Source organism: Streptomyces sp. NPDC090045 (assembly GCF_044747975.1).
Classification (GTDB): Bacteria; Actinomycetota; Actinomycetes; order Streptomycetales; family Streptomycetaceae; genus Streptomyces.
On record NZ_JBIVFA010000018.1, the window covers coordinates 132905 to 145662 of the forward strand.

The window sequence follows — 12758 nt, forward strand, 5'->3', positions numbered from 1 at the left end:
CGCTACGAGCCCGGCCCCTTCCACCCGCACATACCGACTGGTTAGTCTGCCGCCATCCGGCACGAGACATCCGGCCTCCGGCCGTACGAAAGGTGATCCCCGTGAACGCGTACCAGGACCAGCGAGTCGTCGTCACCGGCGCGGGCGGCGGCATCGGCGCCGCCCTCGCGCACCGCTTCGCGGCCGAGGGCGCCACGGTGGTGGTCAACGACCTCGACCCGGCCAAGGCCGCCGCGGTGGCGGGCGGGATCGGGGCCCGGGCGATCGCCCTGCCGGGGGACGCCTCGGCGATCGTGGCCGAGGCCCGCGAGGCCCTCGGCGGGACGGTCGACGTCTACTGCGCCAACGCCGGGCTCGCCTCGGGCGGCGACGCGTTCGCCGACGAGGCCGTCTGGGAGGCGGCCTGGGACACCAACGTCATGGCCCACGTCCGGGCCGCCCGACTGCTGCTGCCGGACTGGCTGGAGCGGGGGACCGGCCGCTTCGTGTCCACCGTCTCCGCCGCGGGACTGCTGACCATGATCGGAGCGGCCCCGTACAGTGTCACCAAGCACGGTGCGCTCGCCTTCGCCGAATGGCTCTCGCTGACCTACCGCCACCGCGGTGTCCAGGTCCACGCCATCTGCCCGCAAGGGGTGCGCACCGACATGCTGACCGCCGCGGGCTCGGCGGGCGAACTCGTCCTGGCGCCGACCGCGATCGAGCCGGAAGCGGTCGCGGACGCACTGTTCGACGGCATGGAGAAGGGCCGGTTCTTGATCCTCCCGCACCCCGAGGTCGCCGACTTCTACGCCGCCCGCGCCACCGAGCCGGACCGCTGGCTGAGCGGCATGAACCACCTCCAGCAGAAATGGGAGACCCGGTGACCTCCTCGTACGCCGCCCGGCCCTGGGTCGGGCTGCTCGCGCCGGTCCAGCGGGAGCCGGTCGCACCGCCGCCGACCGTGCTGCACGCCTTCCGCGAGGCCGTCGCCCGGGCGCCGGAGCGCACCGCGCTGGCCTACTTCGACGGCCGGATCGGCTACGCCGAGGCCGACGCCCTCTCCGACTCCGTCGCCGGTCACCTCGCCGCGCGGGGCGTGCGGCGCGGGGACCGGGTCGCGGTCATGCTGCAGAACACCCCGCACTTCGTGCTGGCCGTCCTCGCCGCCTGGAAGGCCGGGGCCGTCGTCGTCCCGCTCAACCCGATGTACAAGTCGGGCGAGGTCCGGCACGTCCTGCGCGACTCCGGGGCCGCCGCGCTGGTCTGCGACGGCCGCGCGTGGACGGCGTACCTGGCCGAGGCGGCGCGGGAGAGCGCCGTGCGGACCGTCCTGACCGCCTCGGACCGGGACTTCCAGACCCGCAACGACCCCCGGGTCTTCACCCCACACCCCGAACCGGCCGCGCCCGCCCCACAGCCCAGCCGCACCCCGTCGCCCCAGCCCGGCTCCTCGGCCAAGCCCGCCCAGCCCGGCTCCTTGGCCCAGCCCGACCTGCACGCACAGCCCGACTCCTCGGCCCAGCCCGGCCTGGCGTCCCAGCCCGGCCCGTCGATCCAGCGCGGCTCGTCGTCCCAGCCCGGCCCGCACGCCCGGCCCGGGCTGCCTGCTCAGCGTGGCCCGGCCGCGCCGGGGCGGCCCGCCGCCGTGCCCGCCCCCGCGCCCGGAGGGCACACCGCCGACCTCCTCGGCGTGGCCCGCGGCAGGCGACCCGCGCCGGACGGCCCGCCGCTCACCGCCGCCGACACCGCCCTCATCAGCTACACCTCCGGCACCAGCGGCACCCCCAAGGGCGCCATGAACCCGCACGGCGCGCTCACTTACAACGCCGTACGGCAGGTCACCGCCCACCCCCTGCCCGAGGGCGCCACCTACTTCGCCCTCGCGCCCCTCTTCCACATCACCGGCATGGTCTGCGAGCTCGCCGCCTGCTTCGCCAACGCCGGCACCCTGGTCCTCGCCCACCGCTTCGACGCCGGAGCCGTCCTCGACGCCTTCCTCGAACACCGCCCGGCTTACACCGTCGGCCCGGCCACCGCCTTCATGGCCCTCGCCGCCCACCCCGCCGTCACGCCCGACCACTTCGCCTCGTTCCAGGTGATCTCCTCCGGCGGCGCCCCGCTCCCGCCCGCACTCGTCGAACGCCTGCGCGCCGCCTTCGGCTTCTACCTCCGCAACGGCTACGGCCTCACCGAGTGCACCGCCCCCTGCGCGAGCGTGCCCGTGCACCTCGAAGCCCCCGTCGACCCCGCCTCCGGCACCCTCTCCGTGGGCCTGCCCGGCGCCGACACCGTCGTCCGCATCCTCGACGAGCAGGGCGCCGAGGTCCCCTTCGGCGAGACCGGCGAGATAGCCGTCCGCGGCCCCCAGGTGGTGCCCGGCTACTGGGGCCTGCCCGAGGAATCCGCCCAGGCCTTCCCGGGCGGCGAACTGCGCACCGGGGACGTCGGATTCATGGACCCGGACGGCTGGCTCTACGTCGTCGACCGCAAGAAGGACATGATCAACGCCTCCGGCTTCAAGGTCTGGCCGCGGGAGGTCGAGGACGTGCTCTACACCCACCCCGCCGTCCGCGAGGCCGCCGTGGTCGGCGTCCCCGACCCGTACCGCGGGGAGAGCGTCAAGGCCTACGTGAGCCTGCGCCCCGGGGCCTCGGCCGGACCGGAGGAACTGTCCGCCTACTGCGCCGCGCGCATCGCCGCGTACAAATACCCGCGCCAGGTGGAGATCCTGCCTGTCCTTCCGAAGACGACCAGTGGCAAGATCCTGCGACGGGAACTGCGCGATCGCGGCTGAAAACAGTCGGACGGTCGTACAGCTGGTCGCAGTGACCAGGCAGGAAAAAGGAAGGGAAGGTCAGCCATGGCGGCCAGGACCACGGAACCCGCAGGCACGCACGAAGCCCCGGTACCGCAGCGGCTGCTGGCCGTCGCCACCCGGCTGTTCGCCGAGCGCGGCTACGACCGCACCTCGGTCCAGGAGATCGTCGAGGCGGCCGGGGTCACCAAGGGCGCGCTCTACCACTACTTCGGGTCCAAGGACGACCTGCTGCACGAGGTCTACGCGCGCATGCTGCGCCTGCAGCAGCAGCGGCTCGACGCGGTGGCCGATTCCGACGCGCCCGTCGAGGAGCGGCTGCGGGCGGCCGCCGCCGACGTGGTCGTCACCACCATCGAGAACCTCGACGACGCGATGATCTTCTTCCGGTCGATGCACCAGCTCAGCCCGGAGAAGTTCAAGCAGGTCCGGGCGGAGCGCCGGCGCTACCACGAGCGCTTCCGGGCACTGATCGAGGAGGGCCAGCGCACGGGCGTGTTCTCCGACGCCACCCCCGCCGACCTGGTCGTCGACTACCACTTCGGCTCCGTGCACCACCTGTCCACCTGGTACCGGGCGGACGGCCCGCTCACCCCGCAGCAGGTCGCCGACCACCTCGCCGACCTGCTGCTGCGCGCGCTGCGCCCCTGACGGGTCACCGCTCCAGGACGGGGTAGTCGGTGTAGCCCTCCGCCCCCTGTACGTACATCAGGAACTCCGGGCGGATCTCGTTGAGGGGCGCGCCCGTGCGCAGCCGCTCGACGAAATCGGGATTGGCGAGGAAGCCCCGGCCCAGGGCGACCAGATCGGCGCCCGCGGCCAGCAGCAGCTCGCCGCGCCGCCGGCCGCCGTCGGCCGCGACCTCCTCGCGGGAGAGCGCGGGGTTGGCGATCAGCGTGCCGGGCCAGGCCCGGCGGATCTCCGCGAAGCGGGGCTGGTCCGGGTCGGCGTACACCTGGTGCAGGTAGGCCGGTCCGAGGTCCGCCAGGGCCTTGAGCAGCGCCGGATAGATCTCCTCGGTGTCGCCCTCCTCGATGCCGTTGACGGTCAGCCCGGGCGAGATCCGTACGCCGACCCGCCCGGCTCCGATCGCCCCGGCGACGGCCCGGACCACCTCGACGGTGAAGCGGATCCGCCCCTCGACGGACCCGCCCCACCCGTCGGTGCGCCGGTTGGTGTTCCGCGAGAGGAACTGGTGGAGCAGGTGGCCGTTGGCGGAGTGCACCTCCACACCGGCGAAGCCCGCCTCGACGGCGTTGCGGGCGGCGTCCGCGAAGTCGGCGATGGTCGACCGGATGTCCTCCGCCGTCATCTCCCGGGGCGGGACGGCCTCCCGCAGCCCGCCGGGCGTGTGCAGCGGCTCCGGGAACCGCACCGCCGACGGGGCGAGCGGGACGTGCCCGCTGGTGTCGGGATGGCCGACCCGGCCGCCGTGCTGGAGCTGCAGGAACATCCGCCCGCCGGCCGCGCGCACGGCCTCGGTGACCCGGCGCCAGCCGGCGATCTGGGCCGGGCTGTGGATGCCGGGGATGTGCGGATAGGTCTGGCCGACCGCGTTCGGGGTGGTGCCCTCGGCGATGATCAGGCCGGCCGAGGCGCGCTGGGCGTAGTACGCGGCCATGAGCTCGCCCGGGACCCCGTCGGCCCCGGCGCGGTTGCGCGTCAGCGGCGCCATCACCAGGCGGCTGGGGAGCTCCAGGCCGCCGAGGCGGGCGGATTCGAAGAGGCGGGGTGCGGCGGGGGCCTGTCGTGTCTGCGTCATGCCGGTACCGTAGAACCTGACATTGATGTCAGATTCAAGACCTGAGGTGGGGCATGCGGATCGGGGAACTGGCGGCGCGCACCGGTGTCGGCGAGCGGTCGCTGCGCTACTACGAGACCCAGGGCCTGCTCGTGTCCGACCGGACGCCCGGCGGCCACCGGGACTTCTCCGAGCGGGCCGTGGACCGGGTCATCCGCATCCAGGAGCTCTACGCGGCCGGCCTGAACAGTGCGAAGATCGCGCGGATCCTGCCCTGCATGCGGGACGAGGACGGCGGCCCGTCCGTGCGCGCCACCCCGCGGCTGGTGGCCGAACTGACCGCCGAGCGGGAGCGGATCGACCGGCTGATCGGCGACCTGCTCCGCTCCCGCGAGGTCCTGGACGAGGTCATCGACGCGGCGGCGGGCGCCACCACCGCCTGACCCCGGCCGCCACGCCCGGGGCCCTGCCCGGCAGAGCCCCTTCCGCCCGGCAGGGGCCGCGCCACACCGAACCGCGTCCTCCGGCAGGGCCGCGCCGCGCCGCCGGGGCCGCGCCGCGCCGCCGGGGCCGCGCCGCGCCGCCGGGGCCGCGCCGCGCCGCCAGGGCGCGCTCCCTACATGTGGCGCTTGAGCTCCCGTCGCGCCAGCGACCGCTGGTGGACCTCGTCCGGGCCGTCGGCCAGCCGCAGCGTCCGCGCCGCCGCCCACAGTTCGGCCAGCGGGAAGTCCTGGCTCACCCCGCCCGCGCCGTGCAGCTGCACCGCGTCGTCGAGGATCCGCACCACCGCCCGCGGGGTCGCGATCTTGATCGCCTGGATCTCGGTGTGCGCGCCCCGGTTCCCGACCGTGTCCATCAGCCAGGCCGTCTTCAGCACCAGCAGCCGCAGCTGCTCCACCGTGACCCGGGCATCCGCGATCCAGTTCTGTACGACGCCCTGGGCGGCCAGCGGCTTGCCGAAGGCGGTACGGTCCACCGCGCGCCGGCACATCAGCTCGATGGCCCGCTCCGTCATGCCGATCAGCCGCATGCAGTGGTGGATGCGGCCCGGGCCGAGCCGGGCCTGGGCGATGGCGAAGCCGCTGCCCTCCTCGCCGATCAGGTTCGCCGCCGGGACCCGCGCCCCGTCGAAGACCACCTCGGCGTGGCCGCCGTGGTCGTGGTCCTCGTACCCGTAGACCGTCATGGCCCGCCGCACCTCGACGCCGGGGGTGTCGCGCGGGACCAGGATCATCGACTGCCTGCGGCGCGGATCGGCGCCCTCCGGGTCGGTCTTGCCCATCACGATGAAGATCTTGCAGTCCGGGTTCATCGCCCCGGAGATGAACCACTTGCGCCCGGTCACCACGTACGCGTCGCCGTCGCGCTCGATCCGCGTCTCGATGTTCATCGCGTCCGAGGAGGCGACCTCGGGCTCGGTCATCGCGAAGGCGGAGCGGATCTCGCCGGCCAGCAGCGGCTCCAGCCACTGCTTCTTCTGCGCCTCGTCGCCGAACTGCGCGAGCAGCTCCATGTTCCCGGTGTCCGGGGCCGCGCAGTTCGTCGCCATCGGCGCCAGGTGCGGGCTGCGGCCGGTGATCTCGGCGAGCGGCGCGTACTGGAGGTTGGTCAGCCCCGCACCGTGGTCCGCGTCCGGGAAGAAGAGGTTCCACAGGCCTTGGCGGCGCGCCTCGGCCTTCAGTTCACCGAAGACGGCCGGGGTGTCCCAGGGCGAGGCCAGCCGTGCGCGCTGCTCGGCGGCGACGGGCTCCGCCGGGTAGACGTACTCCTCCATGAACGCGAGCAGCTGCTCGCGGAGTTCCTCGGTCCGGGCGTCGAATGCGAAGTCCATGGGTGCGTGCCTCAACCTTCCTGGCCGTTTTCGAATGCATGGAGGCCCTGCAGGGTGGTCAGTCCGTGCTCGATGAAGACCGGCACCAGCTCGCCGATCCGGTCGAAGCCCGCACCGACGGTCTGCCCGAGCGTGTAGCGGTAGTGGATGCCTTCGAGGATCACCGCGAGCTTGAACCAGGCGAAGGCCGTGTACCAGGCGATGCCCCCGGTGTCCCGGCCGGAGCGGGCGGCGTACCGTTCGACCAGCTCGGCGGGGGCCGGATGGCCCGGCGCGCCGCTCGTCGTACTGACCGGGGACGCGGTCAGGCCGAGGTCGGAGCTGTACATCACGAGCAGCCCGAGATCGGTCAGCGGATCCCCGAGGGTGGACATCTCCCAGTCCAGCACCGCCCGGATCGTGTCGTCCGGGCCGCCGATCAGGACGTTGTCGAGCCGGAAGTCCCCGTGCACGACCGTCGGCGCGGGGGAGACGGGCAGGGTCCGGCCGAGCGCGGCGTGCAGCTCGTCGATCCCGGCGAGCTCCCGCCCCCGGGAGGCCGCGAGCTGCTTGCCCCAGCGCCGCAGCTGCCGGTCGAGGAACCCCTCCGGCCGGCCGAAGTCGCCCAGGCCCACCGCCTCCGGATCCACCGCGTGCAGCTCGACCAGCGTGTCGACCAGGCCCAGCACCGCCCGCCGGGTGCGCTCCGGACCGAGCGCGGCGAGCTCGCCGGCCGTCCGGTACGGCACCCCTTCCACGTACTCCATGACGTAGAACGGGGCCCCGAGCACGGCCTCGTCCTCGCACAGCAGCAGCGGCTCGGGCACCGGCACGGCCGTGCCGTGCAGCGCCTCGATGACCCGGTGCTCGCGCCGCATGTCGTGCGCGGTGGCGAGTACGTGGCCCAGCGGCGGCCGGCGCACCACCCAGCGGGCGGTCCCGTCGGTGATCTCGTACGTGAGGTTCGACCGGCCGCCTTCGATCAGCCGGCCGCGCAGGGGCCCGGCCACGAGGCCCGGCCGCACGCGGTCGAGATGACCGCGCAGCCGTTCCAGATCCAGGCCGCGCGGGTCGGCCGGGGCTGAGGTCATGGGTGCGCACCTCCGTGCTGAGTGGGAACAGCGGAATGCCATCATGCCGACCAGTCGGTATGCCGTCCAGAGCACGGGCCGAAAGAAGACCTTCCGCCCGGCCATGTCAGCTCACGCGTGACAGAGGATCGGTGTCCCGCCGTTCATCACCGTCATGTCCCTCAGGACCGCCAGGATGTCCAGCGGCACGCCCTCCGGCTCCCCGGCCAGTTCCGCGTACGCCCGGTGCACGTTCGCCACCAGCCGCTCGCTCTCCCGCCACGCGGCGAACTCCCCGAGATCGGCCTGCCGGGCCACCTCCAGCGGGGTCAGCCCCTTCGCCCGCCCCTCCCGGGCGAGCTCGGCCACGTACCGCAGGTAGCGTTCGGTGGCCTCGTAGGCCGAGGCGTCGGTCAGGGGCCCGTGACCCGGTACGACCGTCTCCGCGTCCAGCGAGCGCAGCAGCTCCAGCGCCCGCAGGGAGCCGGCGAGGGAACCCATCGCCAGGAACGGGGTCCCCTCGGCGAAGACCAGGTCCCCCGTGAACACCACCCGCTGCCGGGGCAGCCACACGATCGAGTCCCCGGTGGTGTGCGCCACCCCCGGGTGGATGACCTGCACCTCCGTCCCGCCCACGTGCACGGTCGCCCGGTCGCTGTACGTGAGATCGGGCGCGGTGATCTCGATCGCGCCGAAGTCGGTGGCGGGCCAGATCAGCTCCAGCTGATGCCCGGCGGCGAGCTGCTCGGTGCGCGCGCTGTCGTGCCCGAGGATCAGCGCCTCGGGGGCGAAGACGCCGTTGCCGTACGTGTGGTCGCCGTGGTGGTGGGTGTTCACCACGGTGCGGGGGAGCGGCACCCCGGCCGCCACGACCGCCTCGCGCAGGGCCAGGGCCCGGCGCTCGGTGGCGGCGGTGTCTATGAGCAGGGTCCGGCCGCCGTCGCTCACGCAGCCGGCGTTGTTCAGGCACCAGCCGCCGTCCGGCTGGACGTAGGCGTACACCCCCGGCGCGGGCTGGACGAGGTACGGCTCTTCGACGGGCATCTGGGCTCTCCCCGGGTCGCTTTGACGGGCGGTCAGCATCCTGCCAGCCGTCGTCGCGCCGGGGGAGAGCGGGTGCCGCGCGCCGGCCGGCCCCTCCCGTACGGGGCGCCATCGCGCGGGAGAGGTCAGTGGCGCCGGTCAGTGGTCGTCGTAGTGCCCGTCGTGCGCGGCGTGCCGGTGTCCGTCGTGCACGTAGTCGACGTGGTCGCCGTGCTGGACCGTCTCGTGCCCGCAGCCCGAGCCGTGCGCGTGGTCGTGGCCGTCGTGCGCGGTGTGCCCGGTGGGCTCGCACTCGTCCCAGTGCCCCGAGTGTTCCCGGTGCAGATGGCCGTCGTGCGCGTAGTCGACGTGGTCGCCGTGCCGAACCGCCTGGTGCCCGCAGTCCGCGCCGTGCGTGTGCTGGTGCGTGGGGTGTTCGTGGTGCAGGGTCGTCATGGCGCCGAGATTAGTGCGGATCGCCGGGTATCGCCCGTTGTGTCCGAGCGACGCGTAAAACCGCGATCATCCGACCGGAGCGACCGGGAGCCGGGGCCGGGCCGTGGTCGGGTCGGGCCAGGGCCCGGGCTCAGAGGATCACCGCCACGGCGACCAGTGCCAGCGCCAGCGTGCACCCCGCCGCCGCCAGCGCCGCCCACGGCGACAGCCCCCGCGGCCGGTCCGCCGCCAGCGCCCGGATCCGCCGGTGCGCCACCCACAGGAACAGCAGCCACACCAGCGCGATCACCGCCGCCCCGGCCACCTCCACCGGCGCGCCGGACCCGCGCAGTGCCTGCCGCAGCGCCAGCACCGCCACCACCGAGGAGGCCAGCGTCGTACGCCGCCACGCGAGCCGGGTCCGCTCGGGCTGCAGCCCGGCGTCGCGGTCGGTGCCCGGCCCGCTCACTGCCCCGTCGTCCAGCCCATCAGCACGACCACCACCATCGCCAGCGCGACCAGCCCCACGCCCAGGCTCAGCACCACGGGGAACCGGGACAGCGGCAGGTCCTCGCCCAGCCGCATCGCCCGCTCGCACCGCACCCAGTGGTTCACCGCCCGCAGCGCACAGGCCGCACCCACCGCGAGCAGGGCGAAGGCCATCCCGACCCGCACCCCCCAGCGCAGGTCCGGCAGGAACTGGTCGACGGCGAAACCGCCGCCCACCAGCGCCAGCGCGGTACGGATCCAGGCCAGGAAGGTCCGTTCGTTGGCCAGCGAGAAGCGGTAGTCGGGGGTCTCGCCCTCGTCCTTCAGCCGCGCGGGTGCGAACCAGAGGCGCACGTCCTTGACGAAGTCGATCACCAGGCCAATCTACTGGCCGGCCTCCCGGAACCCGCGCAGCCGCCGGTGGGCCTCCAGCCCGTCCGGCACCCAGGCCCAGTCCCCGCCCTCGACCCGCCGCTCCAGCTCCTCCGGCGTGAGGTACGTGTGCCAGTCGACCTCCGACACCTGAGGGGCCACCGGCAGCTCGCACCGCACCTCGTGCACGTACGACCACCAGGCCCCGCCCGGGCCCTCGTACAGGAACTTGAACAGCGGCGTCGGCTGCGGCAGCCCCCGTACCCCCAGCTCCTCCTCGGCCTCCCGCAGCGCGGCCTCCGAGTACGTCTCGCCGGCGCCGACCACCCCGCCCACGAACATGTCGTAGTGCGAGGGGAAGACGCGCTTCGAGGCGGTGCGCCGGTGGACGAAGATCCGCCCCTCCGCGTCCCTCGCCTGCACGAACACGCAGCGGTGGATCAGCCCCCGGGCGTACACCTCGCCGCGCGGGGCCCGCCCGGTCACCCGGTCGTCCCGGTCCACCACGTCCAGTACTTCATCAGCGGCACTCACGCGGTTCATCCAACCACCCCTGTTGACTGGTTACCGCTCCGTAGCCAAGGATCTGCCCCACCACCGACGGAGGACGGGTAGCCGCATGACGTACGACGCAGACGTGATCGTGATCGGAGCCGGGCTCGCGGGCCTCGTGGCCACCGCCGAGCTCGTCGACGCGGGCCGCAAGGTCATCCTGCTCGACCAGGAGCCGGAGCAGTCCATCGGCGGTCAGGCGCACTGGTCGTTCGGCGGCCTGTTCTTCGTGGACTCGCCCGAGCAGCGCCGGATGCGGATCAAGGACCATCACGCACTCGCCCTCCAGGACTGGCTGGGCACCGCCGGCTTCGACCGCGAGGAGGACGCCTGGCCGCGCCGCTGGGCCGAGGCCTACGTCGATTTCGCGGCCGGCGAGAAGCGCTCCTGGCTGCACGCCCAGGGCGTCCGCTTCTTCCCCGTCGTCGGCTGGGCGGAGCGCGGCGGCTACGACGCCAACGGCCACGGGAACTCCGTCCCCCGCTTCCACATCACCTGGGGCACCGGCCCCGGCCTGGTGGCACCCTTCGAGCGGCGCGTGCGGGCCGGGGTGGCCCGCGGCCTGGTCCGGCTCGGTTTCCGCCACCGGGTCACCGGGCTCTCCGCCACCGCCGGTGCACTGGACACCGTGACGGGCGAGATCCTGGCGCCCTCCGGCGCCGAACGGGGCACCGCGAGCAGCCGCGAGGTCACCGGGGAGTTCTCCCTGCGGGCCCAGGCCGTCATCGTCACCAGCGGCGGCATCGGCGGCAACCACGATCTCGTGCGCGCCCAGTGGCCGGCCCGGCTCGGCACCCCGCCGCAGCGGATGCTCTCCGGGGTTCCGGCGCACGTGGACGGCCTGATGCTCGGCATCGCGGAGGCGGCCGGCGCCAGCCACATCAACAAGGACCGGATGTGGCACTACACCGAGGGCATCGAGAACTGGAACCCGATCTGGGCCAGACACGGCATCCGCATCCTGCCCGGCCCGTCCCCGCTGTGGCTGGACGCGACGGGCAAGCGGCTGCCGGTGCCGCTGTTCCCCGGCTTCGACACCCTCGGCACCCTCGACCACATCATGAAGACCGGGCACGACCACACCTGGTTCGTGCTCAACCAGCGGATCATCGGCAAGGAGTTCGCGCTCTCCGGCTCCGAGCAGAACCCGGACCTGACCGGCAAGTCGGTCCGTGACGTGATCACCCGCGCCCGCCAGGCCGTACCCGGCCCGGTCAGGGCCTTCATGGACAACGGCGCCGACTTCGTCGTCGAGCGCGACCTGTCCGCCCTGGTCCGCGGGATGAACGCGGTCACCAAGGAGGACCTCCTCGACGAGGCCACCGTCCGGGGCGAGATCGTGGCCCGCGACCGCGAGATCGCCAATCCCTTCACCAAGGACCTGCAGGTCACGGCCATCCACGGGGCCCGCAGATACCTGGGCGACAAGCTGATCCGCACGGCCGCCCCGCACCGGATCCTGGACCCCGCCGCCGGGCCGCTGATCGCGGTACGGCTCTCGATCCTGACCCGCAAGTCCCTGGGCGGCCTGGAGACCGACCTCTCCTCGCGCGTCCTGACCGGTACGGGCGAGCCGCTGCCCGGCCTCTACGCGGCGGGCGAGGCGGCCGGATTCGGCGGCGGGGGCGTCCACGGCTACCGGGCCCTGGAGGGCACGTTCCTCGGCGGCTGCATCTTCTCGGGGCGCGCGGCGGGCCGCGCCGCGGCCGCGGCGACCGGCTGAGGCCCCGGAGCAGGGCGCTCCGCCCGGCCGAGCCTCCGCCCGCGCCCCGCCCGGCCGGACCCTCCCGTCAGGCCCCTTCCATCAGACCAGCCGCTCGGTGACCCGGAACCGCTCCGCGACGACGAGGGTGTCGTCGTCGACCGTGAACCCCGGGTCGCCGACGGCCGCCCGCACCGGCTCGCTGTGCCAGAAGTCCTCGTGTGCCGTACGCCATTCGGCCACGGACGCGAATCCCTCGCCCTCGTCGAGCGCGTGCTCCAGCCCGACGTCCCCCAGCCGCAGCACCTCCACGGCCGTCACCTCCACCACTGCAACCCCCCGCTCCCCGGAATCGACGAGCAGGGAACGGGTGCCCGGCTCGGGCAGCGGTTCGCCCTCGGCCTCGTACTCCGCGAGCAGGCCGGTGGTGCTGGTCTTCGCCCCGCTCAGCACGGCCGCGACCAGCTGGTCGCGCAGCGGACCGGGGAACCCCAGCAGGTAGGGAGGGAGATCGTCGTAGGTGGTCATGTGATCACCCTACGAGGCTGCCGCCGCGATCTCCCGAACCCGTACAACCATCCCAACTCGTATCGCCATCACTGCAGTTGAAACCCGCCAGGCAGTGGACTGGACCTTGACTCGGAGGCGTGCGTACCGCTTTGCTGTGCGTGATCACCGGTGTGCTCACCGGCACGATCCCCCGACCACCAGGCCGAACCGCTCGCGTGCGCCCTGCGCGCGTTTCCGGCCGCCGCCGACCTTCGTCC

The 12758-nt window shown here is 73.6% G+C and carries 14 protein-coding genes; 5 read left to right on the forward strand and 9 right to left on the reverse strand.

The features are described 5' to 3' along the window. The first annotated feature begins 92 nt into the window (after window positions 1-92). From ACIPYQ_RS35395 to ACIPYQ_RS35405, 3 genes are all read left to right on the forward strand, one after another. The gene (locus ACIPYQ_RS35395; RefSeq protein ID WP_401258255.1) at window positions 93-866 is read left to right on the forward strand and encodes an SDR family oxidoreductase; all 774 of its coding nucleotides are present in this window, start codon (window positions 93-95) and stop codon (window positions 864-866) included. After that, window positions 851-2776: a class I adenylate-forming enzyme family protein gene (locus ACIPYQ_RS35400; RefSeq protein ID WP_401258257.1), complete on the forward strand. Its 1926-nt coding sequence runs from the start codon at window positions 851-853 to the stop codon at window positions 2774-2776. The genes ACIPYQ_RS35395 and ACIPYQ_RS35400 overlap by 16 nt, the downstream gene beginning before the upstream one ends. Window positions 2777-2842: 66 nt before the next feature. After that, window positions 2843-3448 carry a TetR/AcrR family transcriptional regulator gene (locus ACIPYQ_RS35405; protein WP_361763933.1) on the forward strand — a complete coding sequence of 202 codons (606 nt, stop codon included), beginning with the start codon at window positions 2843-2845 and terminating at the stop codon, window positions 3446-3448. Window positions 3449-3452: 4 nt separating this feature from the next. Here ACIPYQ_RS35405 and ACIPYQ_RS35410 read toward each other — a convergent pair whose 3' ends face one another. Continuing rightward, entirely contained in the window at window positions 3453-4559 is a 1107-nt protein-coding gene (locus ACIPYQ_RS35410; RefSeq protein WP_401258259.1) for an alkene reductase, read from the reverse strand. Window positions 4560-4612: 53 nt separating this feature from the next. Between ACIPYQ_RS35410 and ACIPYQ_RS35415 the strand changes: the two genes are divergently transcribed. Beyond that, entirely contained in the window at window positions 4613-4981 is a 369-nt protein-coding gene (locus tag ACIPYQ_RS35415; protein ID WP_401258261.1) for a MerR family transcriptional regulator, read from the forward strand. A gap of 173 nt (window positions 4982-5154) precedes the next feature. Here ACIPYQ_RS35415 and ACIPYQ_RS35420 read toward each other — a convergent pair whose 3' ends face one another. The 7 genes from ACIPYQ_RS35420 to ACIPYQ_RS35450 form a co-directional block, all read right to left on the reverse strand. After that, window positions 5155-6369: an acyl-CoA dehydrogenase family protein gene (locus ACIPYQ_RS35420; protein WP_401258262.1), complete on the reverse strand. Its 1215-nt coding sequence runs from the start codon at window positions 6367-6369 to the stop codon at window positions 5155-5157. An 11-nt stretch (window positions 6370-6380) separates the two neighbouring features. Beyond that, window positions 6381-7439 (reverse strand): phosphotransferase family protein, encoded by a 1059-nt coding sequence (locus tag ACIPYQ_RS35425; RefSeq protein ID WP_401258264.1) that lies wholly within the window; start codon window positions 7437-7439, stop codon window positions 6381-6383. 111 nt (window positions 7440-7550) lie between these two features. Next, window positions 7551-8462, reverse strand: coding sequence for an MBL fold metallo-hydrolase (locus ACIPYQ_RS35430; protein WP_401258266.1), 912 nt, complete (start codon window positions 8460-8462; stop codon window positions 7551-7553). A 138-nt stretch (window positions 8463-8600) separates the two neighbouring features. Then, a complete protein-coding gene (locus ACIPYQ_RS35435; RefSeq protein WP_361763948.1) occupies window positions 8601-8897 on the reverse strand; it encodes a hypothetical protein in 297 nt (98 codons plus the stop codon). Between the two features lie 130 nt (window positions 8898-9027). Continuing rightward, window positions 9028-9345, reverse strand: coding sequence for a DUF202 domain-containing protein (locus ACIPYQ_RS35440; RefSeq protein WP_361763951.1), 318 nt, complete (start codon window positions 9343-9345; stop codon window positions 9028-9030). Further along, window positions 9342-9740: a YidH family protein gene (locus ACIPYQ_RS35445; RefSeq protein WP_401258268.1), complete on the reverse strand. Its 399-nt coding sequence runs from the start codon at window positions 9738-9740 to the stop codon at window positions 9342-9344. Before ACIPYQ_RS35445 ends, ACIPYQ_RS35440 begins: the two co-directional genes overlap by 4 nt. A 9-nt stretch (window positions 9741-9749) precedes the next feature. Continuing rightward, window positions 9750-10280, reverse strand: coding sequence for an NUDIX domain-containing protein (locus tag ACIPYQ_RS35450; protein WP_401258270.1), 531 nt, complete (start codon window positions 10278-10280; stop codon window positions 9750-9752). A gap of 76 nt (window positions 10281-10356) precedes the next feature. Here ACIPYQ_RS35450 and ACIPYQ_RS35455 point away from each other — a divergent pair, with 76 nt between their 5' ends. Beyond that, window positions 10357-12012 (forward strand): FAD-binding dehydrogenase, encoded by a 1656-nt coding sequence (locus tag ACIPYQ_RS35455; RefSeq protein ID WP_362240615.1) that lies wholly within the window; start codon window positions 10357-10359, stop codon window positions 12010-12012. Between the two features lie 81 nt (window positions 12013-12093). Here ACIPYQ_RS35455 and ACIPYQ_RS35460 read toward each other — a convergent pair whose 3' ends face one another. Beyond that, entirely contained in the window at window positions 12094-12519 is a 426-nt protein-coding gene (locus ACIPYQ_RS35460) for an ASCH domain-containing protein (RefSeq protein ID WP_401258272.1), read from the reverse strand. Window positions 12520-12758: the final 239 nt, after the last annotated feature.